The sequence below is a fragment of the Nonomuraea sp. NPDC052265 genome (assembly GCF_044547985.1).
Taxonomy (GTDB): Bacteria; Actinomycetota; Actinomycetes; order Streptosporangiales; family Streptosporangiaceae; genus Nonomuraea.
Window position 1 is genome coordinate 38,324 of the sequence record NZ_JBIUBJ010000033.1, and the last position, 26,923, is coordinate 65,246.

Below are 26,923 nucleotides of genomic sequence, written 5' to 3' on the forward strand. Positions count from 1 at the left end.
GACGGCGCACCGTCGGGAGGGTGCCATGAGTGAGCAAGTCAAGTACGCCGAGAGCAGGCAGGTCGGGGAGCAGGCCAGGGAGCGCGAATGGACGCGGCCCAGCTTCGCCAAGCAGCTGTTCCTCGGCGATCTCAGGCTGGACCTGGTGCATCCGGCGCCCGGGCTGCCGTACGAGGCCGCCAAGCGGGGCGAGGAGTTCGTCCGGGCGGTCCGGCGTTATCTGGAGGACCACGTCGATCCCGCCCAGATCGAGCGCACCGCGCAGGTGCCCGACGAGGTGATCAAGGGACTGGCCGGCCTCGGGGCGTTCGGCATCACGATCGACCAGGAGTACGGCGGCCTCGGCCTGCCCTACCTGTACTACTGCCGTGCACTCACGCTGGTCGGCTCCTACTGCCCGGCGCTGGCCACGCTGCTGTCGGCGCACCAGTCGATCGGCGTGCCGCAGCCGCTCAAGCTGTTCGGCACCGAGGAGCAGAAGCGGGAGTTCCTGCCCCGGTGCGCGGCCGGCGAGATCTCGGCCTTCCTGCTCACCGAGCCCGACGTGGGTTCGGACCCCGCGCGGCTGTCCACGACCGCCGTGCGCGACGGCGACGACTACGTGCTGGACGGCGTCAAGCTCTGGACGACGAACGGCGTCGTCGCCGACCTGCTCGTGGTCATGGCCAGGACCGGCAAGAAGATCAGCGCGTTCGTGGTCGAGGGGGACAGCCCGGGCATCACGGTCAGGCGGCGCAACAGCTTCATGGGCCTGCGCGGCATCGAGAACGGCGTCACCGAGTTCTCCCAGGTCAGGGTCCCCGCCAAGAACCTGATCGGGCAGGAGGGCCAAGGGCTGCGGATCGCGCTCACCACGCTCAACACCGGCCGCCTGTCCCTTCCGGCGACCTGCGCGGGCAGCGCCAAGTGGGCCGTGAAGATCGCCCGCGAGTGGGGCAACGCCCGCGAGCAGTGGGGCCGCAAGGTGGGCCGGCACGAGGCCGTGGCGACCAGGATCGCCTTCATCGCGGCCACCGCGTACGCGCTGGACGCCGTCAGCGAGCTCACCGCCCGCCTGGCCGACGACCGGCGCAACGACATCAGGATCGAGGCCGCCCTCGCCAAGCTGTACGCCACCGAGATGTCCTACCGCGCGCTGGACGAACTGGTCCAGATCAGGGGCGGACGCGGCTACGAGACCGCCGAGTCGCTGGCCGCCCGCGGCGAGCGCGGCGTGCCCGCCGAGCAGATGCTGCGCGACTCCCGCATCAACCGCATCTTCGAGGGCTCCTCCGAGATCATGCATCTGATGATCACCCGCGAGGCCGTGGACGCGCACCTGACCGCGGCGGGTGAGCTGATCAACCCCGAGGCGTCCCGCCAGGAACGCGCCCAGGCGCTCGGCCGGGCGAGCCGCTTCTACGCCGGATGGCTGCCGACCCTGGTGGCCGGCTCGGGCAACCTGCCCACGGCCTACACCGCCTTCGGACCGCTGGCCCAGCACCTGCGTTTCGTGGAGCGGACCAGCAGGAAACTGGCCCGGTCCACCTTCTACGGCATGTCGCGCTGGCAGGGGAGGCTGGAGCACAAGCAGTCCTTCCTCGGCCGGATCGTCGACATCGGGGCCGAGCTGTTCGCCATGACGGCGGTCTGCCTGAAGGCCGAGGAGGACGCCGACGACCTCGGGCGCAGGCCGTACGAGCTGGCCGACACCTTCTGCCGGCAGGCCCGCCGCCGCGTCCGCACGCTGTTCGACGAGCTGTGGGACAACAGCGACGACCAGGACGTCCGCCTGGCCCGTTACGTGCTCGAAGGCCGCTACGAGTTCCTGGAGGAGGGCATCCTCGACCCGTCCATCGAAGGGCCGTGGATCGGCACGCCGGACGGCGGGGAGAACGTGCGGAGAAAGATCCTGTGACGCCCGGTCTAGACCGGTTGTGAGCTTCTTCTGCCCTGAGTGTTTTCAAACCGATACCAGCCGGTATAGACCGGCTGCTGAACACAGGCTTACTCTGGCGCAAACGCGTTGAGCTGTGGCTCTCGCGCCCCTCATCCCTTTGGACGGGGCCAGGTAGCTGGTACGGACCAGCGGCCCGTCCGACGAGAAGGCGGTATCACCAGTGAACATGAAGCTTGTGGGCGGCGCCGCTCTCGGCCTTGCCACGATGCTGGTCCTGTCCAGCTGCGGCTCCGACGGCGGTTCGGGTGGCGGCGGGAACAACACCCAGGCCTCGGGCGGCGGCCAGGTCACCCTCAAGATGGTCGCCGCCGACTACGGCGACGGCCCCGGCAAGCCGAACTCGGGCGAGACGTTCTGGAAGGGGGTCGTGGACGAGTTCCAGGCCGCCAACCCGAACATCAAGGTCGACGTCCAGGTCATCAACTGGAACGACATCGACAAGCAGGTCGCCACCATGGTCCAGAACGGCCAGGTGCCCGACATCCTGCAGACCGGCGACTACTCCGGCTTCGTCAAGGACGGCCTGCTCTACAAGGTCGACGAGGTCCTGTCCCCGAACGTCTCCGGCGACATGCTGCAGAAGTTCGCCGACTTCGGCAAGGTGGACGGCGCCGCGTACGGCATCCCGTTCGTCTCCTCCGCCCGCGCGCTGTTCTACAACAAGGACCTGTTCACCAAGGCCGGCATCGCCGAGCCGCCCAAGACCTGGGACGAGCTCAAGGCCGACGCCGAGAAGCTGAAGAAGGCCGGCGTGAGCCAGCCGTTCGGCCTTCCGCTGGGCCAGGAAGAGGCCCAGGGCGAGTCGTTCCTGTGGATGCTGGGCAACGGCGGCGGCTACAAGGACGCCTCCGGCAAGTGGGCCATCAACTCCCCGCAGAACGTCGAGACCTTCACCTACATGAAGGGCCTGGTCGACGCCGGCCTCACCACCCCGAACCCGGGCACCAAGGACCGCAAGACGGTCTGGGAGGACTTCGGCGCGGGCAAGGTCGGCATGGTCAACGGCGGACCCATGTCCATCCCGATCTTCGACGCGGCCGGCCTGAAGAACTACGGCGTCGCGGCGATCCCCGGCAAGTCCGCCCCGCTCGACACCACCCTCGGCGTCATGGACTGGATCATGGCGTTCAACAAGAACGGCCACGCCGCCGAGATCAAGAAGTTCTTCGACTTCTTCTACACCGGCAACGCCGCGCAGAAGATCTCCGACACCTACAAGCTGCTGCCCGTCACCAACGGCGGCATCCAGAAGCTGTCCGGTGACGAGAAGCTCAAGCCGTTCCTCGACGCGCTGCCCAACGCCAGCTTCTACCCGTTCCAGGACCCGAAGTGGGCCGAGGTGAACCCGGCGATCAAGCAGACCATCGGCGGCGCCGTCAAGGACGACCCGGCCAAGGTCCTCGGCGAGCTGCAGAAGACCGCCGAAGCCAGCTGATCCAGCGGGGGTCTGTGGAGCCGGCGCGCGGGTCGCGTCCCCGTGCCGGCTCCACCGTCATGGAAGGTTCCTCATGAGAAGGTTGCGCGCCCTCGAACCCCTGGCCTGGATCGGGCCGGCCGTGGTGCTGATCGCGCTGGTCGTGCTCTGGCCCGTGATCGAGATGATCCGGTCGTCGTTCCTCAAGATCAGCCGGTTCGGAGTGGTCCAGGGAAACAACTTCCCGGACAACTACACGAAGCTGTTCGGCGAGAAGGACTTCGCCGACATCATGATCCGCAGCGTGGTCTGGGTGGTCGCGGTCGTCGCGCTCACCGTGCTGATCTCGCTCGCCCTCGCCCAGCTGTTCAACCAGCGCTTCCCCGGCCGCAAGATCGCCCGCTGGGCGCTCATCGCGCCCTGGGCGGCCTCGGTGCTGATGACGGCGATCATCTTCAAGTGGATGCTCGACCCCGAGGTCGGCGTGATCAACCAGATCAGGATGAAGCTGGGGTTCATCGACGCGATGGGCGGCGCCTCCGCCGACCAGCTCGGTGACGCCTCCAGCGCGATGCCGTGGCTGGTGTTCGTCGCGGTCTTCGTCTCGGTGCCGTTCACGACGTACGCGCTGCTGGCCGGGCTCGCGACCATCCCCGCCGACGTCTACGAGGCGGCCAAGATGGACGGCGCCACCAAGCTGCGGACGTACTGGTCGATCACGCTGCCGCTGCTGCGCCCCGCGCTCACCGTCGCCGCGCTGATCAACGTGATGAACGTCTTCAACAGCTTCCCGATCATCTGGGCGATGACCCACGGCCAGCCGGGCTACTCGACGGCCACCTCGACCATCCTCATGTTCATCCTCAAGGGCTCGAACATCGGTGAGTCGGCCGCGATGTCCGTCGTGAACTTCGGCATGGTCATCGTGCTGACCGCGCTCTTCCTGAAGGTGTCGCGCTGGAACAAGGAGGTGGCGTGATGGCCGTGCAGACCATGCCCAAGGCCGGTACGCGCCACCAGCCCGGTCACCGCGGGCGGGCGCAGCGCCGCATGCCCAGGCTCAAGACCGTGATCGTGGCGGCCGCGGCCTACATCGTCGCGTTGGTCTTCCTGTTCCCGTACCTCGTCATGCTGCTGACCTCGCTGCGGTCGCAGGACTCGCTGCGCGAGGTGACGTTCTGGCCCAAGGAGTGGGTGTGGTCGAACCTCGCCAACTTCTGGACCAGCGGCCTGGCCGGGAACCTGTGGGTGACGCTCAAGGTCGCCGGCGGCTCGACGATCCTGGTGCTGCTCGTGGCGCTGCCGGCCGCGTACTACTCGGCCCGGCACAACTTCCGGGGGCGCACGGCGTTCCTGATCCTGGTGCTGATCACCCAGATGTTCCAGCCCACGGCCATGCTCGTCGGCATCTACCGCGAGTTCTACCAGTTCGGCCTGGTGGACTCGATCTGGTCGCTGATCCTGGTCAACGGCGGCTTCAACCTGGCGTTCGCGGTGTGGATCCTGAACGCCTACTTCGCCTCGATCCCGCGTGAGCTGGAGGAGGCCGCCTTCATCGACGGCAACGGCCGCTTCGGCGCGCTGTTCCGGATCACGCTGCCGCTGGCCATGCCGGGCGTGATCACGGCACTGATCTTCACGTTCATCGCGGCGTGGAACGAGTTCGTGGTCGCCCTGACCCTCACCACGACCCCGGCCAACCAGCCGCTCACGGTCGCGCTGAACTCGTTCATCGGCCAGTACCAGGTGGACTGGCAGAACCTCTTCGCGGGCTCGGTGATCGCCACCATCCCGGTGATCATCCTGTTCGCGCTGATCGAGCGGAAGGTCGTCGGCGGACTGACCGCCGGCTCGATCAAGTAGAAAACGTCCGGCCGCCACCAACCCACCGGGTGGCGGCCGGGCTCATCTCTGTGAAACTCACTTCTGCGGGACGCGGGCGACGCAGAACACCGTCTGGCCGAACGGCGGACGGATGAACCGCTCGATCAGCCGCGTGGCCGGGACCACCGTGCGGTCGTAGATCTTGACCAGGCGCGGGTCGGGATAGCCCACGCCACCCCGCCGGACCGCCGCCCACCAGGCGATGCCGCCCAGGAAGTTGATCGGCTTGAGCACGTCGACGTCGAGCCCGGCCTTGGCCACCGTGGCGCGCAGGGTCTTGGGCGTGTAGCGCTGGACGTGGCCGACCTTGCGGTCGAAGTCGCCATAAAGCTGCATGTAGCCGGGCACCCAGATGATGATCCGGCCGCCGGGCAGCGTGACGCGGGCCAGCGAGCGCAGCGCCTCGGCGTCGTCCTCGATGTGCTCCAACACGTTCATCATGACGACGGTGTCGACCTTGTCCTTCAGCGGGATCTCGGTCGGCAGGCCGAACTGCAGGACGTCGATGTCGTCGCGGCCTTCGAAGCGCTTGCTCAACTGCTCGACGCAGTAGGGGTCGAAGTCGCTGACGACCAGGCGGTCGAGCCGCGGCAGGAACTGCTCGGCGAAGTGGCCCAGCCCGGAACCGATCTCCAGCATCGAACGGCCGACGTGCGGGGCGACCATGTCGAACTCGTACTGCCGATAGTTCTTGGCCTCGTCCCCACCCAGGTGGTTCTCCAGGGCCTCGTCACCGGCCGCCGGCTGCACTACACGGTCATACCCAGAAGACATAGTCCCGTTCCTTTGAGGGGCAGACGGATTGCACGAGTCTAATGCCCCTGAGGATGACCTGATGCGTGAAACGCCCTTCCCCGCTCCCGGGCGGATGCGATGGAATCTGACACGCCATGGACGACGACGAGGCGATCGCCCGCTCGCTGGACGGTGACCTGGGGGCCTACGAGGCCCTGGTCGCCAGGTACAGCGCGCTCGCCCACCGCACCGCCGCCATGCTCGGCGCCGGCGACGAGGCCGAGGACGTCGTGCAGGAGGCGTTCGTCAAGGCTTTCCGCCATCTGTCCGGGTTCCGGAGGGGCGCGCCTTTCCGTCCCTGGCTGTTGCGGATCGTGGCCAACGAGACGCACAACCTGACCCGGGCCCGCGGGCGCCGCTCCGACCTGGCCGTACGGCTCACCGCCACCGCCGACCCCGCGGCCCCCGACGACCCGGCGGGCGCGGCCGTCGCCACCGACCGGCGGACCCGGCTGCTGGAGGCCGTACGCGGCCTGCCCGAGCGGGAACGCCAGGCGGTCGTGTGCCGGTACTTCCTGCAACTGTCGGAGGCGGAGACCGCGCAGGTGCTCGGCTGGCCGGTCGGTACCGTCAAGTCCAGCACCCATCGGGGGCTGGCCCGGCTGAGGGAGGAGGTGGGCGGTGAGCTCGCATGACCCCTTCGACGACCTGGAAGCCGAACTGACCGCGCTCGGCGCCCTCCTCGACACCCCGTCACCGCCGCCGCCCGACGTCGCCGCCGCCGTCCGCGCCCGCCTGGAGACGCCGGCCGACGTCCCCGCCGACGTCCCCGCCGACGTCCCCGCCGCCGTCCGCGCCCGCCTGGAGACCCCGGCCGAGGACACCGGCCGGCGGCCCGCGGCGCGGCGGGTACGGCGGGCCAGGTGGAAGGTCGTGGCCGCCGTCGTGCTGGCCGTCGTCGCCGTCACGGCCGCCACCCCCCAGGGGCGCGCCGCCGTGGCCCGCGTCCTCCGCCTCGCCGGCGTCGAACTGCGGTTGGGCGACACACCTCCCACCCCGGTACGGACCACCGCGAACCTCCCCGGCGAGCGCCCGGTCGCCCCCGACGACCTGCCCGCCCTGGTGACATTCCCGATCAGGACCCCGTCAGAGCTGGCCGCCCCCGACCACGCCACCATCGCCGACCGGGGCCGCGTCGTGTCGATGTTCTGGCCGGACGGCGTCCGGCTCGACCAGTTCCAGGGCGGCGTGGACCCGTTCTTCTTCAAGAAGCTCGGCCCGCCCTGGCCCGACTACCTCCAGGTGGCCGGCACCCCGGCCTGGTGGATCCCCGGCGAGCACCCGCTCGGCTACATCCGCCGCCAGGACGGCACCGAGATCCCCCTGCGCCAGGCCGCCCCCACCCTCGTCTGGCGGCGCGACACGCTCACCTACCGCCTGGAAGGCGTCAAGACCAAGGAGCGGGCGGTCGAGATCGCCGAGTCACTCCGGTGAGCCGGTCAGCCAGTCGTCCACGCCCTTGAGCAGCTCCTTGCGCACCGGCTCCGGCGCGGTCGAGGACCGGATCGACTGCCGCGCCAGCTCGGCGATCTCGGCGTCGGAGAACTCGTAGACCTCCCTGGCCAGCTCGTACTGGCGCAGCAGCCGCGTGCCGAACAGCAGCGGGTCGTCGGCGCCCAGCGCGATCGGCACCCCCGCGTCGAACAGCCGCCGCAGCGGCACGTCCGCCGCCCGCTCGGCCACGCCCAGCCCCACGTTGGACGTCGGGCACACCTCGCAGCAGATCTGCCGGTCGGCCAGCCGCTGCATCAGCCACGGGTCCTCGGCCGCCCGGACGCCGTGCCCGACCCGGTCGGCGCCCAGGTCGTCGATGCACTGGGCCACGCTGCGCGGCCCGAGCAGCTCGCCGCCGTGCGGGACGGCCAGCAGCCCGCCGCGCTTGGCGATGCGGAAGGCCCGCTCGAACTCGCGCGCCTCGCCGCGCCGCTCGTCGTTGGACAGGCCGAAACCCACCACGCCCTTGTCGGCGTACTGGGTGGCGAGCCTGGCCAGGGTGTTCGCGTCGAGCGGATGCCTCGTCCTGTTGGCCGCCACGACCACCGGCATGTACACCCCGGCGTGCTCGGCGGCCTGCCGCGCCGCGTCGAGCATCAGCTCCAGCGTGGCCGTGAGCCCCCCGAACCGCGCCGCGAACCCGGACGGGTCCACCTGGATCTCCAGCCACCGGGAACCGGCCGCCGCCTCGTCTTCAGCGGTCTCGCGCAGCAGCCGGTAGACGTGCTCGGGACGGCTGAGCACGGACCTGGCGATGTCGTACAGCCGCTGGAACCTGAACCAGCCGCGCTCGTCGGTGGCCCGCAGCCGCGGCGGCCAGTCCTGCTCCAGCGCGTCGGGCAGGTGCAGCCCCTGCTCCCTGGCCAGCTCGATCAGTGTCGAGTGCCGCATGGAGCCGGTGAAGTGCAGGTGGAGATGTGCTTTGGGCAGCGTGTGCAGGGGCCGGTGCATTTCCATATTTTGCCACTGGCCCCAGGTGCGGATCCGCGTGTCGCGGAAGGCGACGCGACCGGCATCGGCACGGTAGAGATCGCCCGGATCGGGGGATCAACCGTCCGTGATCCATGAGGGAGGAGGCGTCGCCGGGCAGGGGCGGCGCGCGCTGGTCGCCGGACTGGCGTTCGCGGCGACCGCTCTCGTCATCTACGCCCTGTTCCACTCGGGTTTCGGCCGTCCGCATCCGCCTTCGGCGGGTTCGTCGTACGTGCCGGCGCCGCCCCTGAAGGTGACACCCGGGACCGGCCGCCCCGGCGCCGCGGCGGCGGCGCCGCCCGAGCCCCAGCTCGCGGTCGTCTCCGACGACCTCTGGCTCACCTACCTGCCGCGCGGCCTGCGCCGCAGCGGTGGGGGAGCGCTCGCCCCCGACGGCGCCCGGGCCAGGTACGGCACCGCCGACCGCTACGTCGAGGTCCAGGTCGAGCACGGTACGGTGGCCGCGGACTGGGACACCTACCGCGCGCACGCCGGCCTGCCGGACGCCCGGGAGACCACGGTCCGCGGCCGGCCCGCGATCGTCGGCGCGCACCCGCGCGGCGGCAGGATGATCGCCTGGCTGGAGCGCCCCGGTACGGGCGCCTCGATCCGGGTGAGCGACTCTCTGGCGAGCGAACTGCTGCCTATTGCCGCCTCGGCCCGCGGTCCTGTAGGAGACTAGGAGCCTTTTCCCTGGTTGATCCCACGAGTCATGGGGGGACGATGCGGCGCCCGGCAGCGGTGTTCATCACGTTCGCGCTGGCCGCAGGCACGGGCGGGTGCGGCGGCGACACGCCGCGGCCACCCAGCGCCACCCCGCCTCCGGCGACCGAGCCGGCGAGCGAACCGGCGACCGGGAAACCCGTCACCCTGACCTGCGGACCGACCAGGCTGAAGATCCCCGGGGCGCCGCCGCCCCTGGCCCGCTCCGGCAGCTTCGGCCGCCTGGGCTCGCTCACCAGGCGGCTCAAGGTCAGGGGCGTGACCTGGCGCGACGACGAGGGCGAGCAACTGCGGGTGGGCGTGGTGTGCGGCGTGCGGACGGCCGAGCAGTTCGCCACGCTGGTGGCCCGCTCGACCCTGACCGCCTACCGAGGCAAGCCCGCGCTGCGCTGGACGACCCGCGGCGGCCTGCGCAACTTCATGTGGCTGGAGAGCCCGGGCACGGCCGTCTACCTCGCCGCCACGCCCGGCATGACCGCCCAGCTCCGCCAGACCGCCGCCGCCATCAGACAGGGCGCCTCCTGAGCCCCCGAGGGTGTCACCGGAAACCGCGAAGGCGCCCCGCCGACCCCGGAAGGCCGGACAGGGCGCCCTGTAGGCCGCTCAGTGAGCCTCGGACAGCAGCTTGGCCATGCGGCTGACGCCCTCGACCAGATCGTCGTCCCCGAGGGCGTAGGAGAGCCGGAAGTAGCCCGGCGTGCCGAACGCCTCGCCCGGCACGACCGCCACCTCGGCCTCCTCCAGGATCAGCTCGGCCAGCTCCGCCGACGACCCGGGCCGCCGCCCGCGCAGTTCCTTGCCCACCAGCTCCTTGACCGACGGGTACGCGTAGAACGCCCCCTTCGGTTCCGGGCAGAACACGCCCGGGATCTCGTTGAGCATCCGGACCATGGTCTGGCGCCGCCGGTCGAAGGCCGTACGCATCTCGGCCACGGCCGACAGGTCGCCGGAGACCGCGGCGAGCGCGGCGATCTGGGACACGTTGGCCACGTTGGAGGTGGCGTGCGACTGCAGGTTGGTCGCGGCCTTGACCACGTCGGACGGCCCGATCAGCCAGCCCACCCGCCAGCCGGTCATCGCGTACGTCTTGGCCACGCCGTTGAGGATCACGACCCGGTCGCCCAGCTCGGGCACCGCCGTGGCGATGCTGGTGAACTCGGTGCCGCCGTAGACCAGGTGCTCGTAGATCTCGTCGGTGACCACCCACAGCCCGTGCTCGGCGGCCCACCGGCCGATCGCCACGGTGTCCTCGCGCGAGTAGACCGCGCCCGTCGGGTTGGACGGCGAGACGAACAGCAGGACCTTCGTGCGCTCGGTGCGGGCCGCCTCAAGCTGCTCGACGCTCGCCAGGTAACCCGTGGACTCGTCGGTCACCACGTCGACCTGGACGCCCCCGGCCAGCTTGATCGCCTCGGGGTAGGTCGTCCAGTAGGGGGCGACGACGATGACCTCGTCACCCGGGTCGAGCAGCGTGGCGAACGCCTGGTAGACGGCCTGCTTGCCGCCGTTGGTGACGAGCACCCGGGACGGCTCGACGGAGTAGCCGGAGTCGCGCCGCGTCTTGTCGGCGATGGCCTGCTTCAGCTCGGGAAGGCCCCCCGCCGGCGTGTACTTGTGGTTGCGCGGGTCGCGGGCCGCCTCGACCGCCGCCTCGACGATGTAGCCGGGCGTCGGGAAGTCGGGCTCGCCCGCGCCGAAGCCGATGATGGGGCGGCCGGCCGCCTTCATCGCCTTCGCCTTGGCGTCCACCGCGAGCGTGGCGGACTCGGAAATCGCGGAGATTCTTGCGGAGATACGGGGTCGCGTGGACATGCTCACCATGCTCCCACGCGGGCGTGACCTGGGCGATCAGCTTTGGGTTCGACGTACCGGGCAATCACCCGTATGCTTTCGCCTGGTCCTTCCGCCGCATGTCGGCGAGCGGTTCGGTCCAGGCAGTGAGTCAATCAGGGTAGTGTGGTTGACGACATAGGGCACTGGCGCAATTGGTAGCGCACCGGTCTCCAAAACCGGCGGTTGGGGGTTCGAGTCCCTCGTGCCCTGCGAGTGCGGTCCGCGCAATAATGGCGTGTAAGCGCGCCGCAAAACTGCGTTGGATACGACAGATTCAGGTGAGGACTGTGGCGATCGACACGCGCGGCGAGACCGCAGGCAAGCCCAGTGGCGAGAAGAAGACGCGCACTTCACCTGCCCTTTTCTACCGGCAGGTCGTCAACGAGCTTCGCAAGGTCATCTGGCCGACACGCAAGGATCTCATCACCTACACCACGGTCGTTCTGGTATTCGTTCTGATCATGGTGGCGATCGTCTATGGGCTTGACGCCGCTCTCGGCTGGGCCGTCCTCCGCGTCTTCGGCGGGGAGTGAGCCCGCCTAGCTCGACGCCGTGTGGTGTCGGCTGATGGCGACACCATTCGATTCGAGGAAATGAGGAAAGGTCACGTGTCCGAGTCTTCTGTTCCGGCCGAGGAACCCCGCGACGAGCGGGGCGACGACGAGCTGGGAGAGGCCACCGACGAATGGGGCGACGAGCTGGGTGAGGCTCGCGACGAAGGCGTCGAGGCGGCTCTCCAGGAGGCCGACGAGACCGACGAGGTCGAAGAGTCGGAGGAGGCCTCTGCCGACGCGGAGGCCGAGCCCCTGCCCGACGTCGACCCGGTCGAGGAGTTCAAGAGCTCCCTGCGCGGGCTCCCCGGCGAGTGGTATGTGATCCACTCCTACGCCGGCTACGAGAACCGCGTGAAGTCCAACATCGAGAGCCGCAACGTGTCGCTCAACATGGAGGACTACATCTACCAGGTCGAGGTGCCCACGCACACCGTCCAGGAGTTCAAGAGCGGCAAGAAGGTCCCGGTCAAGGAGCGCGTGCTGCCCGGCTACGTCCTGGTGCGCATGGAGCTGACCGACGAGTCCTGGGCCGCCGTGCGCAACACGCCCGGCGTGACCGGTTTCGTCGGCCTGTCCAACAAGCCGAGCCCGCTCAGCCTCGACGAGGTCGCCAAGCTGCTGGCGCCCGAGCCGACCGAGGAGAGCAAGAAGGCCACCGCCAAGGCGGCCAGCGGCCCCACGGTCGAGTTCGAGATCGGCGAGTCCGTCACGGTCATGGACGGCCCGTTCGCCACCCTTCCCGCCTCGGTCAGTGAGATCAGCCCCGAGTCGCAGAAGCTCAAGGTGCTCGTCTCGATCTTCGGTCGTGAGACCCCGGTCGAGCTTTCGTTCAACCAGGTCTCGAAGATCTAGGACGATCACCTACACTTAGACGTTCGGTCGGCCGCCTTTCGCGAAAGGTGGCCTTCCGACATGTCCGGGCGCATCCGCGTCCGGACGGCATCACGATCAGGACCCGGAGAAGGACTCATGCCTCCGAAGAAGAAGATCGCGGCGCTCGTCAAGGTCCAGCTCCCCGCTGGCCAGGCCACGCCCGCTCCGCCGGTCGGTACCGCCCTCGGTCCCCACGGCGTCAACATCATGGACTTCGTCAAGCAGTACAACGCTGCGACGGAGGCCCAGCGGGGCAACATCATCCCCGTTGAGATCACCATTTTCGAAGACCGCAGCTTCACCTTCATCACGAAGACGCCCCCGGCGCCCGAGCTGATCAAGAAGGCCCTGGGTCTCGACAAGGGCAGCGCCGTCCCCCACAAGGACAAGGTCGGCAGGCTGACGCGCGAGCAGCTGCGCAGCATCGCCGAGACCAAGATGCCCGACCTCAACGCCAACGACGTCGAGGCCGCAGAGAAGATCATCGCCGGCACCGCCCGGTCGATGGGCATCACGATCGCCGACTAAGACTTTTCCCAGATCCGTGGGAGGGCCGGGTCCCGGCCCGCGAACCACAAGGAGACAGACATGAAGCGCAGCAAGGCGCACAAGGACGCGGCCGCCAAGGTCGACCGCGACAAGCTCTACACGCCCGCCGACGCCGCCAAGCTGGCCAAGGAGACGTCGACCACCAAGTTCGACGCCACCGTGGAAGTGGCGCTGCGGCTGGGTGTCGACCCTCGCAAGGCCGACCAGATCGTGCGCGGCACGGTCAACCTCCCGCACGGCACCGGTAAGACCGCCCGGGTCCTGGTCTTCGCGACCGGTGACCGTGCCGAGGCAGCCCGCGAGGCGGGCGCCGACATCGTCGGCGCCGACGAGCTGATCGACGAGATCGCCAAGGGCAACCGGCTCAACGAGTTCGACGCCGTGGTGGCCACCCCTGACCTCATGGGCAAGGTCGGCCGTCTGGGCCGCGTGCTCGGCCCGCGCGGTCTCATGCCCAACCCCAAGACCGGCACCGTGACGCCCGACGTCGCCAAGGCCGTGACGGAGATCAAGGGCGGCAAGATCGAGTTCCGCACCGACCGGCAGGCGAACCTGCACTTCATCATCGGCAAGACGTCGTTCCCCGAGCGTCAGCTCATCGAGAACTACGCCGCTGCCCTCGACGAGGTGCTGCGTCTCAAGCCATCGGCGGCCAAGGGGCGTTACGTGAAGAAGGTCACCTTCTCCACGACCATGGGCCCCGGCGTCCCCGTCGACCCCAACCTCACCCGTGGCCTGACCGCCGAGCTCGACGCGTAACGGCTTCGTTCTTTCCGAAGGTCCCCGCCTGTTTCAGGCGGGGACCTTCTGGTTTTCGACGGCGGGAGCCGACGCCCTACCCGGCTCTCATGGCCGGGGGCGCAGCTTCATGAGCCGGGGGCGCAGCTTCATGAGCCGGGGGCCCGCCTTCGTGAGCCGGGCCCGCCGGACCGCTTCCCGCCGTGCGCGGTGTCTCCGCGGGGGCGAGGCGCCGGCCTTTTCGTCCCGGATGATCTCTCAGGTGAGCGGGGTTGTGCAGGAATCGTGCACAGGCTGTGGGGGAGAACCCTGGGTTTTCCCCGAATTATGCGGGGAAGTCGCCACGATGGGACAAGCCAACCGTAGGGTCAAAACATGCTGAAGCGCAGGATAAGTCTCGCCACCGCCGCGGCCGGAGCTGCTCTCGTCGCGGCCACGGTCGCCGGGTGTGGTACGAACACGCAGCCCATCCAGGTGAACCTGGCCGCCTCAGAGGTGCTCGCGCAGGCCGCGCAGAAGACCACAGAGGTCACCAGCTACACGGTGGACGCAGTCGCGAACGTGACGCACCCCCAAGAAGGCAACGGCAAGGTGCAGGGACGCATGCTCTACCAGAGCAAGCCCCAGCTCGCCGTGGACCTGACCCTCGACACCGTCGACATGGGCGGCCGGAACCTGCCGGGCGGCGTACGCGCAGTCCTCCAGGGCGACACCGTCTACGTGAAGGTCGAGGCGCTCAAGGAACTCGTCGGCGCGACCAAGCCGTGGATCAAGGTCCCGCTCACCGAAGTGGGCAACCAGAACCAGGTCAACCAGTACCTCAGTCAGATCCAGCAGTTCGACCTGGCCAACGTGACCAAGCTGGTCACCGCGTCCAAGGACGTGAAGCAGGTCGGCACCGAGAGCGTCAACGGCCAGGACGCCACCCACTACAGCGGCACGTTCCCCGTGGACGCGGCCGTCGGCCAGCTGCCCGCCGACAAGCAGCAGCAGGCCCGTACGAACCTCGCCGAGCTCAAGGACGTCAAGTTCGACATCTGGGTGGCCGGCGACGGCCTGCCCCGCAAGCTCGCCCTGAACGGCTCCAAGGAGGGCACGACGCTGGACGCCACGCTGCTCTTCAAGGGCTTCAACGAGCCGGTGAAGGTCGAGGCCCCGCCCGCCGACCAGATCGGGGAGCTGCCGAAGACGACCGTCAACTGAGGACCGATTTGGAAACTCGGCGACCAGCACGTACTCTGGTCGTTGCCGAAGACCGCCGGTCGTCGTCAGGTGCATCAGTCCTGGCGACCGAAGGATCCACGTTCTGTGGACGGCCCGCGCAGGTGTGATGCGAGTTTCCCATATGGTGTCATTCCATATGTGAGCCCCGTGCGCCCCTGCGCCCGGGGCTGTTCTCATTTCCAGGGGCCTTCGCCGGCGGCACACCTGGAAGGAGGCCCATGGCGAGGGCGGATAAGGCGACAGCCGTTGCCGAGCTCAAGAGCGAGTTCGAAGGCAGCAGCGCCGCCGTTCTGACCGAGTACCGCGGTCTCACCGTCGCCCAGCTCAAGCAGCTGCGCGTTGCTCTTGGTGAGAATGCGAAGTTCGCCGTGGCGAAGAACACCCTGACCAAGATCGCGGCCAACGAAGCCGGTCTGTCGTTCCCCGACGACCTGCTCACGGGCCCGACCGCGATCGCCTTCGTCAACGGCGACGTTGTCGAGGCGGCCAAGGGTCTGCGTGACTTCGCCAAGGCCAATCCCCTTCTGGTGATCAAGGGTGGTGTGCTCGACGGTAAGACGCTCGACGCCACCGAGATCACCAAGCTCGCCGACCTCGAGTCCCGCGAGGTCCTCCTCGCTAAGCTCGCCGGTGCTCTCAAGGCGAAGCAGAGCGCTGCCGCCGCGGTTTTCGCCGCGCTGCCCACGCAGATGGCTCAGCTGGCCGACGCCCTTCGTGTCAAGCGCAACGAAGAAGCGGGCGAGTAACACGGGGGTTGCCGCTTCCGCGGTCCCGTTCCTAGTTTTCTGCAAGTCCTAAACGTAAGGAAAAGCATCATGGCGAAGCTCAGCACCGACGAGCTGCTCGACGCGTTCAAGGAGATGACCCTCCTCGAGCTCTCTGAGTTCGTGAAGCAGTTCGAAGAGGTCTTCGACGTCAAGGCCGCCGCCCCCGTCGCGGTCGCCGCCGCCCCCGCCGCCGCTGGTGGTGGCGAGGCCGCCGCCGTTGAGGAGCAGGACGAGTTCGACGTCATCCTCGAGGCCGCCGGCGACAAGAAGATCCAGGTCATCAAGGAGATCCGCGCCCTCACGTCCCTGGGCCTCAAGGAGGCCAAGGACCTGGTGGACGGCGCTCCCAAGCCGGTCTTCGACGGCAAGGTCAACAAGGAGCAGGCGGAGAAGGCCAAGGCTGCCCTCGAGGGCGCCGGCGCCACCGTGACCGTGAAGTAACTTCCCACTTCACACAGCTCTTCGGAAGAGGCGGACACACCCTGGTGCCGGGTGTGGCCGCCTCTTTTCGCATGTACGGGCATGTACGGGGACGCCTCAGGAGATTCTCGTCCGCGTCTCATCGCCCGGCCAACGGGTCTGCCCAGCGTGCGGGTGTCCTGAGCGAGGCGAGATCCCGCGTGGCGTCGGCCGTGCTGCTGCTCGGCGCCGGCGGCGTACGCGGTCGACACCGCCGCGCCCCGCACACCGGCGCGTCGTCGACCTCACAAGCTGAGTGCCGCCTCCCGGACCTTGGCGATGGCACTGGCGTCCATGAAGTCCTTGCAGTGGACGATCCGGCCGTCCCTGATCCGCAGCATCAGCAGGCCGGGGACGGTGATCGGCCGGTCGCCCACCTTGACGTGCGCGTTCTGCTCGACGACCACCACCTCGGGATCGTCCGTACGGTGCAACGCGACCCGCTCCACCTCCTGCGGCGCGGCGGGGGAGGCGCCCCAGGCCGCCCGGTACCCCGCGCGGACCGCCTCCCGCCCTTCGTACGGCGGCAGCCCGCCGAACGGGAACTCGTGCACTCCGTCCTCGGTGTACAGGTCGGCCAGCTCGTCGGCCGACTTGTGCAGCATCGCGCCGTGGAAGGCGACGACGATCTCATCGACGGTCATGTTCACAACCTCGCATCTCGCTCAACGGTCGTTGACTCAACGAGCGTAGAGCGAAAGAGGAGGAACGGTCAACACGGGTAGAGTCGGACCGTGAGCGAGCGAGTGCTTCCCCGTGCCGAGCGGCGGCGCAGAACCGAGGGAAGGATCCTCGACGCGGCCAGAGCCCTGTTCGCGGAGGTCGGTTACGAGCGCGCCACCATCAGGGCGGTCGCGAAGGCCGCCGAGGTCGACCCCGCCCTGGTCATGCAGTACTTCGGCAACAAGCAGGAGCTCTTCAGGGCCGCCGTGCGCGCCACCCCCGACCCCGGCGCCGTCGCGAGCCCCGAGGAACTGGTCGAGCACCTGCTCGCCACGCTCGACGTGAAGATGGGCGAGCTGCCCCAGGGCTCGCTGGCGATGATGCGTTCGATGCTCACCCACCCCGAGGCGGGCACGGCGGCCCGCGAGGCGCTCGCCCGCCAGATCGACCGGCTCGCCGCGTCGATCCCCGGCGAGGACGCCCGCCTGCGCGCGGCACTGATGACCACGATCCTGCTCGGCGTGACCGTCGGGCACCAGCTCCTCGGCCTGCCCGAGCTGCGCGACGCGCCGCCGGAGGAGATCGCCCGGCTGCTGCGCCCGAGCCTGCGGACTCTTACGAGACCGGAAATCCCGTAACAGGTTCCAATTCGCCGGATCGCCGCGACCGTGGCGGCAACCGGAAGTAAAGTGTGCGGCACGTTATCCCCTGAGTACTCCCTGTGATCGGGAAGGTGGCCAGTGGGCGTCGAGGTCGTGGTCGACGGGTTGACCAAGTCGTTCGGTCGGCAGGTCGTCTGGAAGGACGTCTCGCTCACGCTGCCCGCGGGCGAGATCTCGGTGCTGCTCGGCCCCTCGGGCACCGGCAAGTCGGTCTTCCTCAAGACGCTGGTCGGCCTGCTGCGCCCCGACCGCGGCCACATCTGGATCGACGGCCACGACCTGGCGGGCTGCGGCGAGCGCAAGCTCTACGAGCTGCGCCGGCTGTTCGGCGTGCTGTTCCAGGACGGCGCCCTGTTCGGCTCGCTCAACCTCTACGACAACATCGCCTTCCCGCTGCGCGAGCACACCAGGAAGACCGAGGCCGAGATCCGCCGGGTCGTGATGGCGAAGATCGACCTGGTGGGCCTGGCCGGCGCCGAGGGCAAGCTGCCCGGCGAGATCTCCGGCGGCATGCGCAAGCGCGCCGGCCTGGCCAGAGCGCTGGTGCTCGACCCGGAGATCATCCTGTTCGACGAGCCCGACTCCGGCCTCGACCCGGTCCGCACCGCCTTCCTCAACCAGACGATCGTCGACCTCAACGCCGACATCGAGGCCACCTTCCTGATCGTCACGCACGACATCAACACCGCCCGCACGGTCCCCGACAACATCGGGCTGCTGTTCCGCCGCGAGCTGGTCATGTTCGGGCCGCGCGAGATGTTGTTGTCCAGCGACGAGCCGGTGGTGCGGCAGTTCCTCAACGCCCGCAGGCACGGCCCGATCGGCATGTCGGAGGAGAAGGACGTCTCCGAGCTGGAGGCCGAGGCGCGGCTGGGCCACGACCCCGGCGGGCTGCCGCCGATCCCGCCGCAGCTGATGCCGAGCGGCAACGTGATCCGCCGTTCGCAGCAGCCGCCCGGCCGGTGGCTGGCGGCCAACGGCGTGATCCCGCCGCAGGGCTCGTTCGTGGACGAACACGGCCGCGACTGGCTGGAGGAGTACCCCCGGCCGATCGACGCCCATGCGGACGGGGCATAGCTCATGAACCGCCTGAAAGGCGTCTCTTCACGGCCGGAGACGGTCACCGTCCGCGTTCGGGCGGGCGCACATGGTGATTGAGGAGGTCGGGCGGTTCGTCGCCATGTCGCTCGACACCGCCAGGGCGGCCGGGCGGCGGCCGTTCCAGGTGCGCGAGCTGGTCCGGCAGGCGTGGTTCATCGTCAGCGTGAGCGCCCTGCCCACCGCCCTGGTCGCCATCCCCTTCGGTGCCGTGCTCGCCATGCAGACCGGCAACCTCATCCGCCAGTTCGGCGCCCAGTCCTTCACCGGGGCCACCGCCGTGCTCGGCATCGTGCGCGAGGCAGGCCCGGTGGTGACCGCGCTGATGATCGCGGGCGCGGCCGGCAGCGCGATCTGCGCCGACCTCGGCGCCCGCCGGATCAGGGACGAGATCGACGCCATGGAAGTGCTCGCGGTCGACCCCCTCCACCGGCTCGTCGTGCCCAGGGTCGCCGCGTGCGCGCTGGTCGCGCCGCTGCTCAACGGCCTGGTCACCACGGTCGGGCTGATCGCCGGCTACCTGTTCAACGTGGTCGCCCAGGGCGGGTCGCCGGGGGCGTACCTGCAGTCGTTCAACGCCCTGGCCGAGCTCTCCGACCTGTGGGTGTCGGAGGGCAAGGCGCTGGTCTTCGGGGTCACGACGGGGCTGGTGGCCGCGTACAAGGGGATGACCGCGGCGGGCGGGCCCAAAGGGGTGGGGGAGGCGGTCAACCAGGCGGTGGTGTTCGCCGCCCTGGTGCTGTTCGCCGAGAACTTCCTGATCAGTGCGGTCTACAACGAGCTGGTGCTGTCATGAAGACGCTCGACAGGCAGGGCGAGTTCTACGCCAGGGCGATCAGGGCCGTCCCGGCCGCCGCCCGCTACCGCCGGGAGGTGCTTAGGCTGCTGGCCGAGGTCGCGCTGGGCAGCGGCGGCCTGGCGGTGATCGGCGGCACGATGACGATCGTCGCCTTCATGACCTTCTTCACCGGCACCGAGGTCGGCCTGCAGGGCTACACCGGGCTCGACCGCATCGGCGGCTCGGCCTTCACCGGCTTCCTGTCCAGCTACGTCAACACCCGCGAGATCGCGCCGCTGGTGGCCGCGATCGGCCTGTCGGCCACCGTGGGCTGCGGCTTCACCGCCCAGCTCGGCGCGATGCGGGTCAGCGACGAGATCGACGCGCTCGAGGTCATGGCGGTCCCGTCGGTGCCGTTCCTGGTCACCACGCGCCTGATCGCCGGGTTCGCCGCCGTCATGCCCCTGTACGTGCTCGGCCTGCTCGCCTCCTACGTCGCCACGCGGCTGATCGTGACCGTGCTCCACGACCAGTCCACGGGCACCTACGACCACTACTTCGAGCTGTTCCTGTCGCCGTACGACGTGCTGTGGTCCTTCGGCAAGGCGATGGTCTTCGCCGTCCTGGTGATCCTCATCCACTGCTACCACGGCTTCCACGCCACCGGCGGCCCGGCCGGGGTCGGGGTGGCGGTCGGGCGGGCCGTACGCGCGGTGCTGGTGACGGTGAACGTCGCCAACCTCCTGCTCGGCCTGGCCATCTGGGGCACGACGACGACGGTGAGGCTGGCCGGATGAGACACGGTGTCGCGCTGCTGGCGATCATCGCCGCGTTCACGGCCCTGACGCTGGCCGTCTACACGAAGGCGTTCTCCACCGCCCGGCACGTCACGCTGCTGCTGCCGGCCGCCGGGCTCCAGCTCGACCGCCGGGCCGACGTCAAGGTCAACGGGGTCGTGGTCGGCGAGGTGGCCGACCTGGCGCCCGCCGAGCACGGCGCCCGCCTCACCCTGGCCCTCGACCACGACGTCGACCGCGCCTCGACCGCCGAGCTGCGGGCCAAGACCCTGTTCGGCGAGAAGTACGTCGCCCTGATCCCGCCCAGGTCGCCGCGCGGCCCGCTGCGCGACGGCGACGTCATCAGGTCCTCGTCCGCCGCCGTCGAGATCACCCGGATCCTCGACCGCCTGCTGGCCCACCTGCGCGCCGTCCACCCCGACCGCCTCAACGCCGCCCTGAACGCCCTGGCCACCGCCCTGGACGGCCGCGGCGCCCGCCTCGGCACGACCCTGGACAGGACCGGCGCCTACCTCCGGCGCCTCCAGCCCCACCTGCCGACGCTGAAACGGGACATCGCCAAGCTCGCCGACGTCGCCGCCCTGTACGGCCAGGCCGCCCCCGACCTGCTGCGCACCCTCGCGAACGGCGCCGCGATCAGCCGCACCCTCACCGCCGCCCCGCTCGCCCCGGCCACCGCCGCCGTCACCCGGGCCGCCACCGCCACCGACCTGCTGCTCGCCTCCAACGAGCCGGGCATCGTCGGCCTCCCGCACGTCGTCCGCCCGGCCCTCGACGTCGCCGCCCATCACGCGCCCGTCATCCCGTGCGTCCTGCGCGGCCTCGACCGCCTGCGGCCGCTGCTCGACGACGCCTTCGGCCACGGGAGCGCGAAGGCGGTGCTGGAGATCGTCCGGCCGGCGCGTCCGTACGAACCGGGCAAGGACACCCCGCGCTACGCCGACCGCAGGGGCCCGGCCTGCTACGGCCTGCCCGACCACGCGCCCGTGCCCTTCCCCGGGGTCCGCTTCGACGACGGCACGGCCGACCTGGCGAGGCTGATGCTGCGATGACCACGCTCGGGCCGGCACTCAAGCTGGCCGCCTTCGCCCTCGTCACCACCCTGTGCGTGGCCACCCTCGCGATCACGATCTCGGGCGCCCGCTTCACCGCCGCGGTCGTCTACCACGCCCTGTTCACCGACGCCTCGGGGCTGCGCGAGGGCGACGAGGTCCGCATCGCCGGCGTGCGGGTCGGCCGGGTCGAGAGCGTCACGCTGGCGGGCACGCGGGCCGAGGTCGCCTTCTCCGTACGGCGCACCACCGCCCTGCCCCGCGCGGTCGTGGCGGCGATCCGCTGGCGCAACCTCATCGGCGACCGCTACCTGACGCTCTCCACCGGCCCCGGCGGCCCCGGCCTGCTCCCGCCGGGCGCCCACGTCGGCAGCACCCGCCCGGCGCTCGACGTCACGGCCCTGTTCAACGGCTTCAGGCCGCTGCTCAACGCCATCCGCCCCCAGGACGTGAACAAGCTGAGCTGGCAGATCGTCCAGGTGCTCCAGGGCGAGGGCGGCACGGTCGAGGCCCTGCTCGGCCACATCGCCTCCCTCACCGGCACACTCGCCGACCGCGACGCCGTGATCGGCCGCGTGATCACCAACCTCGGCGTGGTGCTCGGCGAGGTCGCCGGCCGCGAGCACGACTACGACCGGCTGCTGATCGACCTGCGCGCCCTGATCGGCGGCCTGGCCGGCGACCGCGAGGCCATCGGCGACTCGCTGGCCACGCTCGACCGCCTCACCGCCGTCACCGGCGGCCTGGTCCGCAGGGCCCGGCCCGACCTGCGCGTGAGCGTCCGGCACGCGGGCGGGCTCCTCAAGGCGCTCAACGCCAGGAGCGCCCTGGTCGAGGACACCGTCGCCCGCGCGCCCGGCCGTCTCGGCCGGCTCGTCCGGGCCTCCTCCAACGGGTCCTGGTTCAACTTCTACCTCTGCTCGCTCACGGTCAGGAGCGGCGGCGTACGCACTCCGAAGATCGTCAACGGGAGCCCCCGATGCCACTGACCCCCTTCAGGAGACGCGACCCCGTGCCGCTCGGCGTCGGGGGCATCGTCGTGGCGCTCGCGCTGGTCGTGGCGGCCCTGGCGGTCGGCGGCCTGCCGCGCGGCAGCACGTACTCGGCCGCGTTCGCCGACTCCGCGGGGCTGCGCGAGCACGACGACGTGATGATCGCCGGGGTCAAGGTCGGGGAGGTCGTCGGCGTCGATCTCGAAGGCGACCACGTACGCGTCGACCTCCGGGTGGCCGACGACGTCCGGCTCGGCTCGCTGACCAGGGCCGACATCCGGATCAAGACCCTGCTCGGCGCCCACTTCGTCATGCTCGTCCCCGAGGGCGACGGCCGGCTCCAGGGGCAGATCCCGCTGTCGCGCACGAGCGTCCCGTACGAGGTCGCCCCCGCCGTGGCCGACCTGGGGAGCGCCGCGGGCCGCGTCGACGAGCGGGCACTGGCCGAGGCCATGACCGTGTTGTCGCAGACCATGGAAGGCTCCTCGGCGGAGATCCGGGCGTCCCTGAAGGGCCTCGGCAGGCTCTCGCGTACCGTCGCCGCCCGCGACGCCCGCCTGCACGACCTGGTCGGCCACGCCCGTACCGTCACCGGCCTGCTGGCCCGCAGGAACGCCGACCTGCACGGCCTGGTCACCGACGGCGACCTGCTGCTGCGCGAGGTCTCCGCCCGGCGGGCCGTCGTCCACGGGCTGCTGGTCAACACGGTGGTGCTGGCCGGGCAGATCGACGGCCTGGTCGCCGACAACAGGACCACGATGAGACCGGCCCTCGAACGGTTGCGCTCGTTCGTCGCCGTGCTGAGCCGCCAGGAGGAGAGCCTCGACCGGTCGCTCGCCCTGCTCGGGCCGTTCGCCCGGCAGCTCGCCGACGCGACCGGCAACGGGCGCTGGTTCGACACGATCATCCAGAACCTGGTCCCGCTGCCCGCCTCGATCCGGCCGCCCGGCCCCCTGCCCGAAGGACCCGTCCGATGAGAGGCCCGTTCGTGTTGGCGCTGCTGCTCTCGACCGCGGCCGGGTGCGGCTTCGAGGGGGTGGCCTCGCTGCCGCTGCCCGGCGGCGCCGACCTGGGCGAGCGGCCCTACACGGTGACCATCCAGTTCGCCGACGCGCTCGACCTGGTGCCGCGCTCGCTGTGCAAGGTGGACGACGTCACCGTGGGCGAGGTCACCGGCGTGGAGCTGGGCGCCGAATGGCGGGCCGACGTGGTCTGCGCGGTGCGCGGCGACGTCGCCCTGCCCGACCGCACGACCGCGGCGATCTCCCAGACGAGCCTGCTGGGGGAGAAGTTCGTCACGTTGCTGCCCGCCGGGCGCGGGCGGCTGAGCGGCCCGATCCCGGTGGCCCGGACGAGCACGACCGCCGAGGTCGAGGAGGTGTTGTCGGCCGCCTCGCTGCTGGTCGACGGCGGCGGGCTCGACCAGGTCGCCACCGTCAACCGGGAGCTGGGCGAGGTGCTGGACGGCCGCTCGGCCCGCCTGAAGGACCTCCTGCGCAGGCTCGGGGTGTTCGCCGCCGGGCTCGACGGCTCCAAGAAGCAGATCGTCCGGCTGATCGACGCCCTCGACGGCCTCACCGGCACCCTGGCCGCCCAGCGCGCCACGATCAGGGCCACCGCCACCGAGATCGGCCCGGCCGTCACCCTGCTCAAGGACCAGCGCGCCGGCCTGACCGCCATGCTCGCCGCCCTCGACCGGCTCGGCCGCACCGCCACCCGCGTCGTCGAGCGCTCCCAGGCCGACACCCTCGCCGACCTCCGCCACCTGCGCGAACTCCTGCGCAACCTCGACCGGGCACGCGACAGCGTCGCCTCGGGGCTGGCGACGGCGATCACGTTCCCGTTCCCGGGGTCGGCCTCGTCCATGCTGCGCGGCGACTACGCCAACACCGACCTGACCGTCGACGCCTCGCCGGGCACCACGCTGCGCAACCTGCTGGGAGGTGCGCGATGACCGTCAGGCTGCTGGCGTTCGCGCTGATCGGGGTGGTGGCGGTGGCGTACACGCTGGTCAGGTACGCCCGGGTGGGGGCCGACCTGTTCGACCCCGCCTACCGGGTCACGGTCGAGCTGGCCGACGCGAGCGGACTGTTCGACGGCTCGGAGGTGACCTACCGCGGGGTGCCGATCGGCCGGGTGGAGTCGCTGGCGGTGGCGGGCGAGGGCGCGCGGGCCGTGGTCAGGCTCGGGTCCGGCACCCCCGTCCCGGCCCGCGGGCTGCTGGCCGTGGTGGCCAACCGGTCGGGCGTGGGCGAGCAGTACCTGGACCTGCGGCCCGCCGGGGCCACCGGGCCGTACCTGGGGGACGGGGACGTGATCGGACGCGAGCACACGCGCCTGCCGGTCAGCACGGCCCGGCTCCTCGGCGACACCGATCGGCTCCTGGCCTCGATCGATCCGCGTGACCTGGAGACGGTCGTGACCGAGCTGGACAAGGGCCTCGGCGGCAACGGGCCGTACCTGCGGCGGCTGGAGGAGGCGGGCGAGAAGCTGCTCGGACAGGCCGAGAGCGTGCTTCCCGAGACGGTCGCGGTCCTTCACGACGGGGAGACCGTGCTCGACGCTCAGCGGGCCTCTGGGAGCCATCTGAAGGCATTCGCCGGGGATCTGGCCAGCTTGACCGATTCGCTCCGGGACGGGCGTGGCGACGTCGCCCACGTGATCGGCCGCACCCCGCGCGCCGCCGAGTCGCTCGAACGCCTGACGGCCGGCGTCGCGCCCCACCTGCGCCCGCTGCTGACCCACCTCGTGATCGGCGGCGGCACGGTCTCCGCCCGGGACACGGCCCTGCGCCAGCTCCTGATCGGCTACCCGGCCGCCGTCGCGGGCGCGTTCTCCGTGGTCGACCGGGACGGCCTGCACTTCGGCCTCGACCTCGACCTCAACGTGCCCAGGCCCTGCACCCGCGGCTACGAGGGCGTACGCCGGCGCCGTCCGCAGGACGTCAGCCCACGTCCGCCCGATCCGAAGGCGTTCTGCCGCGAGCCGCGCGGCAGCGCGACCGGGGTGCGCGGCGCCCGCAACGCCCCGGCTCCCCAACCGCCTCCGTCGATTCCAGGGCTTCGGGAGTGGCTGGCGGGTTATGATCCGGCGACCGTCCGGAAGGGGTGAGCACAGGTGGGAGGACTTCCCGCGCGCCCGGTCCGCATCCTCGTGGCCGCCCTCAGCGTGACGCTGGCGGCGCTCGTCGCCACCGGCGTGTGGATCTCCTTCCAGGCGCGTGACGCGCAGGCCCTGGCCGACGACCGGCAGGCCGCGCTGCTCGCGGCCGGCACCCACGCCAAGAACCTGGTCTCGCTCGACTACAAGACCGTCGACGCCGACGTGGAGCGCATCCTCGACACCTGCACGGCCGGCGCCAGGACCGGCTACGAGGCCATCGCGGGCAAGCTCAAGAGCACCACGGTCGCCAACAAGGTCGTCCAGCACGGCGTGCTGCGCGCGACCGGCCTGGTGTCGATGTCCGGCGGCACGGCGAAGGTGCTGGTGGTGGCCGACGCCGAGATCCGCTGGGACGGCTCCAAGAGCCCGCCCCAGGAGCGCTTCTACCGCTGGACGATGGACGTGACCAAGGTCGGCGGCGTCTGGCTGGTGTCGAAGGTGGTGCAGGTGGTGTGAGAACCGTCACAGTGGTGCTGCTCGGCGTCCTGGTGATCGTCGCGGGCGTGCTGGTGCCCAGGATGTGGTTCGACCTGCGCGACCTGCGAGGGGCCGACGGGGCGGCGGCCGAGGCCATGGCGACGGCCCGCCAGGTCGCCCCCGACATGTTCTCCTACGACTACCGCTCGGTGGAGGCCGACCTGGCCAGGGCGGGGGCGTACACGACGGGCGAGCTGACCAGGCACTACAAGGAGCTCACCACGTCGCTGGTGTCCAAGGCCAAGGCCGAGAAGACCGTCCGCACCGCGGCCGTGGTGGACGCCGGCGTCGAGCGCGCCACGCCCGACAGGGTCGAGGTCCTGTTGTTCGTGAACATGGTTACGGTAAAAGTAGTGCCGAACCAGGACAGGCCCCAGCAACAGGTCACCCAGAACCGCGCCCGGTTCGTCATGGTCCGGCAAGACGGGCGCTGGCTGGTCGAGGGGTTGTCCACGCTGCTGGGGACGGCCTGAGCCGCCGGGCGCGCCGCTACGTTCAATTGTTACCAAAAATCAGGTTTGGCGAAGCCCTTGATAGGGGTACTGCAGTCACAGCTACACCGGCGGTCGGCATGGGTTCGACCCCCGGGGTGACGGAGCGTTAACCGCCCACGATCGCGGGTATCGTCTTGGGCCTGGCGGTAGGCGCCCGATCACACTGGGGAGAAAACTCCAGCGTCCGGGCCTCTAGGCGGCTAAAAGTCGGGCTCGCGGGCTTGACGTTTGCGGCTGAACGGGCGATGCTGCGACCAACGTGGAGCATGCAGCGAGAGCGAAGTGGACAGGCGTGTGCCGTTCGGCTACACTGCCCCTTTGCGCTGCCCTTTGACGACCCGTGATGCTTGCTCACGTTGCGAGGTTGTCTGGCGTGCGTGTAGTCAGTCCGCCGCGAGCCCTCGGAAGGACATCTGTTGGCAGCCTCGCGCAACGCCTCCGCCGTACCCGCTGGTCCCCGTCGCGTTTCTTTCGCGCGTATCCAGGAGCCCCTCGAAGTTCCTGACCTTCTCGCTCTGCAGACCGAGTCG

General features: G+C 70.2%; 30 protein-coding genes and 1 tRNA gene. 27 read left to right on the forward strand and 4 right to left on the reverse strand.

Annotated features, from left to right (window positions below):
* The first annotated feature begins 25 nt into the window (after positions 1–25).
* The 4 genes from ACIHAD_RS45415 (at position 26) to ACIHAD_RS45430 (ending at position 5,216) form a co-directional block, all read left to right on the forward strand.
* On the forward strand, positions 26–1,897 hold the full coding sequence (locus ACIHAD_RS45415) for an acyl-CoA dehydrogenase family protein (protein WP_397361070.1): 1,872 nt from the start codon (positions 26–28) through the stop codon (positions 1,895–1,897).
* A gap of 208 nt (positions 1,898–2,105) precedes the next feature.
* Positions 2,106–3,374, forward strand: coding sequence for an extracellular solute-binding protein (locus ACIHAD_RS45420; protein ID WP_397361071.1), 1,269 nt, complete (start codon positions 2,106–2,108; stop codon positions 3,372–3,374).
* A 73-nt stretch (positions 3,375–3,447) separates the two neighbouring features.
* Positions 3,448–4,332 carry a carbohydrate ABC transporter permease gene (locus tag ACIHAD_RS45425; RefSeq protein WP_397361072.1) on the forward strand — a complete coding sequence of 295 codons (885 nt, stop codon included), beginning with the start codon at positions 3,448–3,450 and terminating at the stop codon, positions 4,330–4,332.
* Positions 4,332–5,216 (forward strand): carbohydrate ABC transporter permease, encoded by an 885-nt coding sequence (locus tag ACIHAD_RS45430; RefSeq protein WP_397361096.1) that lies wholly within the window; start codon positions 4,332–4,334, stop codon positions 5,214–5,216. The genes ACIHAD_RS45425 and ACIHAD_RS45430 overlap by 1 nt, the downstream gene beginning before the upstream one ends.
* A gap of 57 nt (positions 5,217–5,273) precedes the next feature.
* On the opposite strand, the gene ACIHAD_RS45435 is transcribed toward ACIHAD_RS45430, so the two are convergent.
* Positions 5,274–6,011: a class I SAM-dependent methyltransferase gene (locus ACIHAD_RS45435; RefSeq protein ID WP_397361073.1), complete on the reverse strand. Its 738-nt coding sequence runs from the start codon at positions 6,009–6,011 to the stop codon at positions 5,274–5,276.
* A 116-nt stretch (positions 6,012–6,127) separates the two neighbouring features.
* On the opposite strand from ACIHAD_RS45435, the gene ACIHAD_RS45440 reads away from it, so the two are divergent.
* Together ACIHAD_RS45440 and ACIHAD_RS45445 are read left to right on the forward strand one after the other, a co-directional pair.
* Positions 6,128–6,667, forward strand: coding sequence for an RNA polymerase sigma factor (locus ACIHAD_RS45440; protein WP_397361074.1), 540 nt, complete (start codon positions 6,128–6,130; stop codon positions 6,665–6,667).
* Entirely contained in the window at positions 6,654–7,466 is an 813-nt protein-coding gene (locus ACIHAD_RS45445; RefSeq protein WP_397361075.1) for a hypothetical protein, read from the forward strand. Before ACIHAD_RS45440 ends, ACIHAD_RS45445 begins: the two co-directional genes overlap by 14 nt.
* Here ACIHAD_RS45445 and ACIHAD_RS45450 read toward each other — a convergent pair.
* Positions 7,455–8,477: an adenosine deaminase gene (locus ACIHAD_RS45450; RefSeq protein WP_397361076.1), complete on the reverse strand. Its 1,023-nt coding sequence runs from the start codon at positions 8,475–8,477 to the stop codon at positions 7,455–7,457. The two genes, ACIHAD_RS45445 and ACIHAD_RS45450, sit on opposite strands and share 12 nt — an antisense overlap.
* A gap of 106 nt (positions 8,478–8,583) precedes the next feature.
* On the opposite strand from ACIHAD_RS45450, the gene ACIHAD_RS45455 reads away from it, so the two are divergent.
* Both ACIHAD_RS45455 and ACIHAD_RS45460 read left to right on the forward strand, forming a co-directional pair.
* Positions 8,584–9,180 (forward strand): hypothetical protein, encoded by a 597-nt coding sequence (locus ACIHAD_RS45455; protein ID WP_397361077.1) that lies wholly within the window; start codon positions 8,584–8,586, stop codon positions 9,178–9,180.
* A gap of 41 nt (positions 9,181–9,221) precedes the next feature.
* Positions 9,222–9,746: a hypothetical protein gene (locus ACIHAD_RS45460; RefSeq protein WP_397361078.1), complete on the forward strand. Its 525-nt coding sequence runs from the start codon at positions 9,222–9,224 to the stop codon at positions 9,744–9,746.
* 78 nt (positions 9,747–9,824) lie between these two features.
* On the opposite strand, the gene ACIHAD_RS45465 is transcribed toward ACIHAD_RS45460, so the two are convergent.
* Positions 9,825–11,033 (reverse strand): pyridoxal phosphate-dependent aminotransferase, encoded by a 1,209-nt coding sequence (locus ACIHAD_RS45465; protein WP_397361079.1) that lies wholly within the window; start codon positions 11,031–11,033, stop codon positions 9,825–9,827.
* 158 nt (positions 11,034–11,191) lie between these two features.
* Here ACIHAD_RS45465 and ACIHAD_RS45470 point away from each other — a divergent pair.
* From ACIHAD_RS45470 to rplL, 8 genes are all read left to right on the forward strand, one after another.
* Positions 11,192–11,264 (forward strand) — tRNA-Trp (locus ACIHAD_RS45470).
* 77 nt (positions 11,265–11,341) lie between these two features.
* Positions 11,342–11,587 (forward strand): preprotein translocase subunit SecE, encoded by a 246-nt coding sequence (gene secE, locus ACIHAD_RS45475; protein ID WP_125642950.1) that lies wholly within the window; start codon positions 11,342–11,344, stop codon positions 11,585–11,587.
* Between the two features lie 75 nt (positions 11,588–11,662).
* Positions 11,663–12,460 carry a transcription termination/antitermination protein NusG gene (gene nusG, locus ACIHAD_RS45480; protein WP_397361080.1) on the forward strand — a complete coding sequence of 266 codons (798 nt, stop codon included), beginning with the start codon at positions 11,663–11,665 and terminating at the stop codon, positions 12,458–12,460.
* A gap of 117 nt (positions 12,461–12,577) precedes the next feature.
* Entirely contained in the window at positions 12,578–13,009 is a 432-nt protein-coding gene (gene rplK / locus ACIHAD_RS45485) for a 50S ribosomal protein L11 (protein WP_357708255.1), read from the forward strand.
* A 60-nt stretch (positions 13,010–13,069) separates the two neighbouring features.
* Complete coding sequence (gene rplA, locus ACIHAD_RS45490; RefSeq protein ID WP_397361081.1) at positions 13,070–13,789, forward strand: 50S ribosomal protein L1; 720 nt, start codon at positions 13,070–13,072, stop codon at positions 13,787–13,789.
* A 354-nt stretch (positions 13,790–14,143) separates the two neighbouring features.
* Complete coding sequence (locus tag ACIHAD_RS45495; protein ID WP_397361082.1) at positions 14,144–14,971, forward strand: DUF1396 domain-containing protein; 828 nt, start codon at positions 14,144–14,146, stop codon at positions 14,969–14,971.
* Positions 14,972–15,210: 239 nt separating this feature from the next.
* Entirely contained in the window at positions 15,211–15,738 is a 528-nt protein-coding gene (rplJ, locus tag ACIHAD_RS45500; protein WP_397361083.1) for a 50S ribosomal protein L10, read from the forward strand.
* A gap of 69 nt (positions 15,739–15,807) precedes the next feature.
* Positions 15,808–16,200 carry a 50S ribosomal protein L7/L12 gene (gene rplL, locus ACIHAD_RS45505; protein ID WP_185070580.1) on the forward strand — a complete coding sequence of 131 codons (393 nt, stop codon included), beginning with the start codon at positions 15,808–15,810 and terminating at the stop codon, positions 16,198–16,200.
* A 263-nt stretch (positions 16,201–16,463) separates the two neighbouring features.
* On the opposite strand, the gene ACIHAD_RS45510 is transcribed toward rplL, so the two are convergent.
* Positions 16,464–16,862, reverse strand: a complete 399-nt coding sequence (locus tag ACIHAD_RS45510; RefSeq protein WP_397361084.1) for a nuclear transport factor 2 family protein — start codon at positions 16,860–16,862, stop codon at positions 16,464–16,466.
* 90 nt (positions 16,863–16,952) lie between these two features.
* Between ACIHAD_RS45510 and ACIHAD_RS45515 the strand changes: the two genes are divergently transcribed.
* The 11 genes from ACIHAD_RS45515 to ACIHAD_RS45565 all read left to right on the forward strand — a co-directional run bounded on the left by ACIHAD_RS45515 (position 16,953) and on the right by ACIHAD_RS45565 (position 26,372).
* Positions 16,953–17,519, forward strand: a complete 567-nt coding sequence (locus ACIHAD_RS45515; RefSeq protein WP_397361085.1) for a TetR/AcrR family transcriptional regulator — start codon at positions 16,953–16,955, stop codon at positions 17,517–17,519.
* A 102-nt stretch (positions 17,520–17,621) separates the two neighbouring features.
* On the forward strand, positions 17,622–18,620 hold the full coding sequence (locus tag ACIHAD_RS45520) for an ABC transporter ATP-binding protein (protein WP_397361086.1): 999 nt from the start codon (positions 17,622–17,624) through the stop codon (positions 18,618–18,620).
* A 70-nt stretch (positions 18,621–18,690) separates the two neighbouring features.
* Positions 18,691–19,437 carry an MlaE family ABC transporter permease gene (locus ACIHAD_RS45525; RefSeq protein ID WP_397361087.1) on the forward strand — a complete coding sequence of 249 codons (747 nt, stop codon included), beginning with the start codon at positions 18,691–18,693 and terminating at the stop codon, positions 19,435–19,437.
* Positions 19,434–20,216 carry an MlaE family ABC transporter permease gene (locus ACIHAD_RS45530; protein WP_397361088.1) on the forward strand — a complete coding sequence of 261 codons (783 nt, stop codon included), beginning with the start codon at positions 19,434–19,436 and terminating at the stop codon, positions 20,214–20,216. The genes ACIHAD_RS45525 and ACIHAD_RS45530 overlap by 4 nt, the downstream gene beginning before the upstream one ends.
* Positions 20,213–21,268: an MCE family protein gene (locus ACIHAD_RS45535; RefSeq protein WP_397361089.1), complete on the forward strand. Its 1,056-nt coding sequence runs from the start codon at positions 20,213–20,215 to the stop codon at positions 21,266–21,268. The genes ACIHAD_RS45530 and ACIHAD_RS45535 overlap by 4 nt, the downstream gene beginning before the upstream one ends.
* Positions 21,265–22,257 (forward strand): MCE family protein, encoded by a 993-nt coding sequence (locus ACIHAD_RS45540; protein WP_397361090.1) that lies wholly within the window; start codon positions 21,265–21,267, stop codon positions 22,255–22,257. The genes ACIHAD_RS45535 and ACIHAD_RS45540 overlap by 4 nt, the downstream gene beginning before the upstream one ends.
* On the forward strand, positions 22,248–23,237 hold the full coding sequence (locus ACIHAD_RS45545; RefSeq protein WP_397361091.1) for an MCE family protein: 990 nt from the start codon (positions 22,248–22,250) through the stop codon (positions 23,235–23,237). Before ACIHAD_RS45540 ends, ACIHAD_RS45545 begins: the two co-directional genes overlap by 10 nt.
* Positions 23,234–24,214: an MCE family protein gene (locus ACIHAD_RS45550; RefSeq protein WP_397361092.1), complete on the forward strand. Its 981-nt coding sequence runs from the start codon at positions 23,234–23,236 to the stop codon at positions 24,212–24,214. Before ACIHAD_RS45545 ends, ACIHAD_RS45550 begins: the two co-directional genes overlap by 4 nt.
* The gene (locus tag ACIHAD_RS45555) at positions 24,211–25,371 is read left to right on the forward strand and encodes an MCE family protein (RefSeq protein ID WP_397361093.1); all 1,161 of its coding nucleotides are present in this window, start codon (positions 24,211–24,213) and stop codon (positions 25,369–25,371) included. The genes ACIHAD_RS45550 and ACIHAD_RS45555 overlap by 4 nt, the downstream gene beginning before the upstream one ends.
* Before the next feature lie 6 nt (positions 25,372–25,377).
* Positions 25,378–25,878, forward strand: a complete 501-nt coding sequence (locus tag ACIHAD_RS45560) for a hypothetical protein (RefSeq protein ID WP_397361094.1) — start codon at positions 25,378–25,380, stop codon at positions 25,876–25,878.
* Positions 25,875–26,372, forward strand: coding sequence for a hypothetical protein (locus tag ACIHAD_RS45565; protein ID WP_397361095.1), 498 nt, complete (start codon positions 25,875–25,877; stop codon positions 26,370–26,372). The genes ACIHAD_RS45560 and ACIHAD_RS45565 overlap by 4 nt, the downstream gene beginning before the upstream one ends.
* The last annotated feature ends 551 nt before the right edge of the window (positions 26,373–26,923 follow it).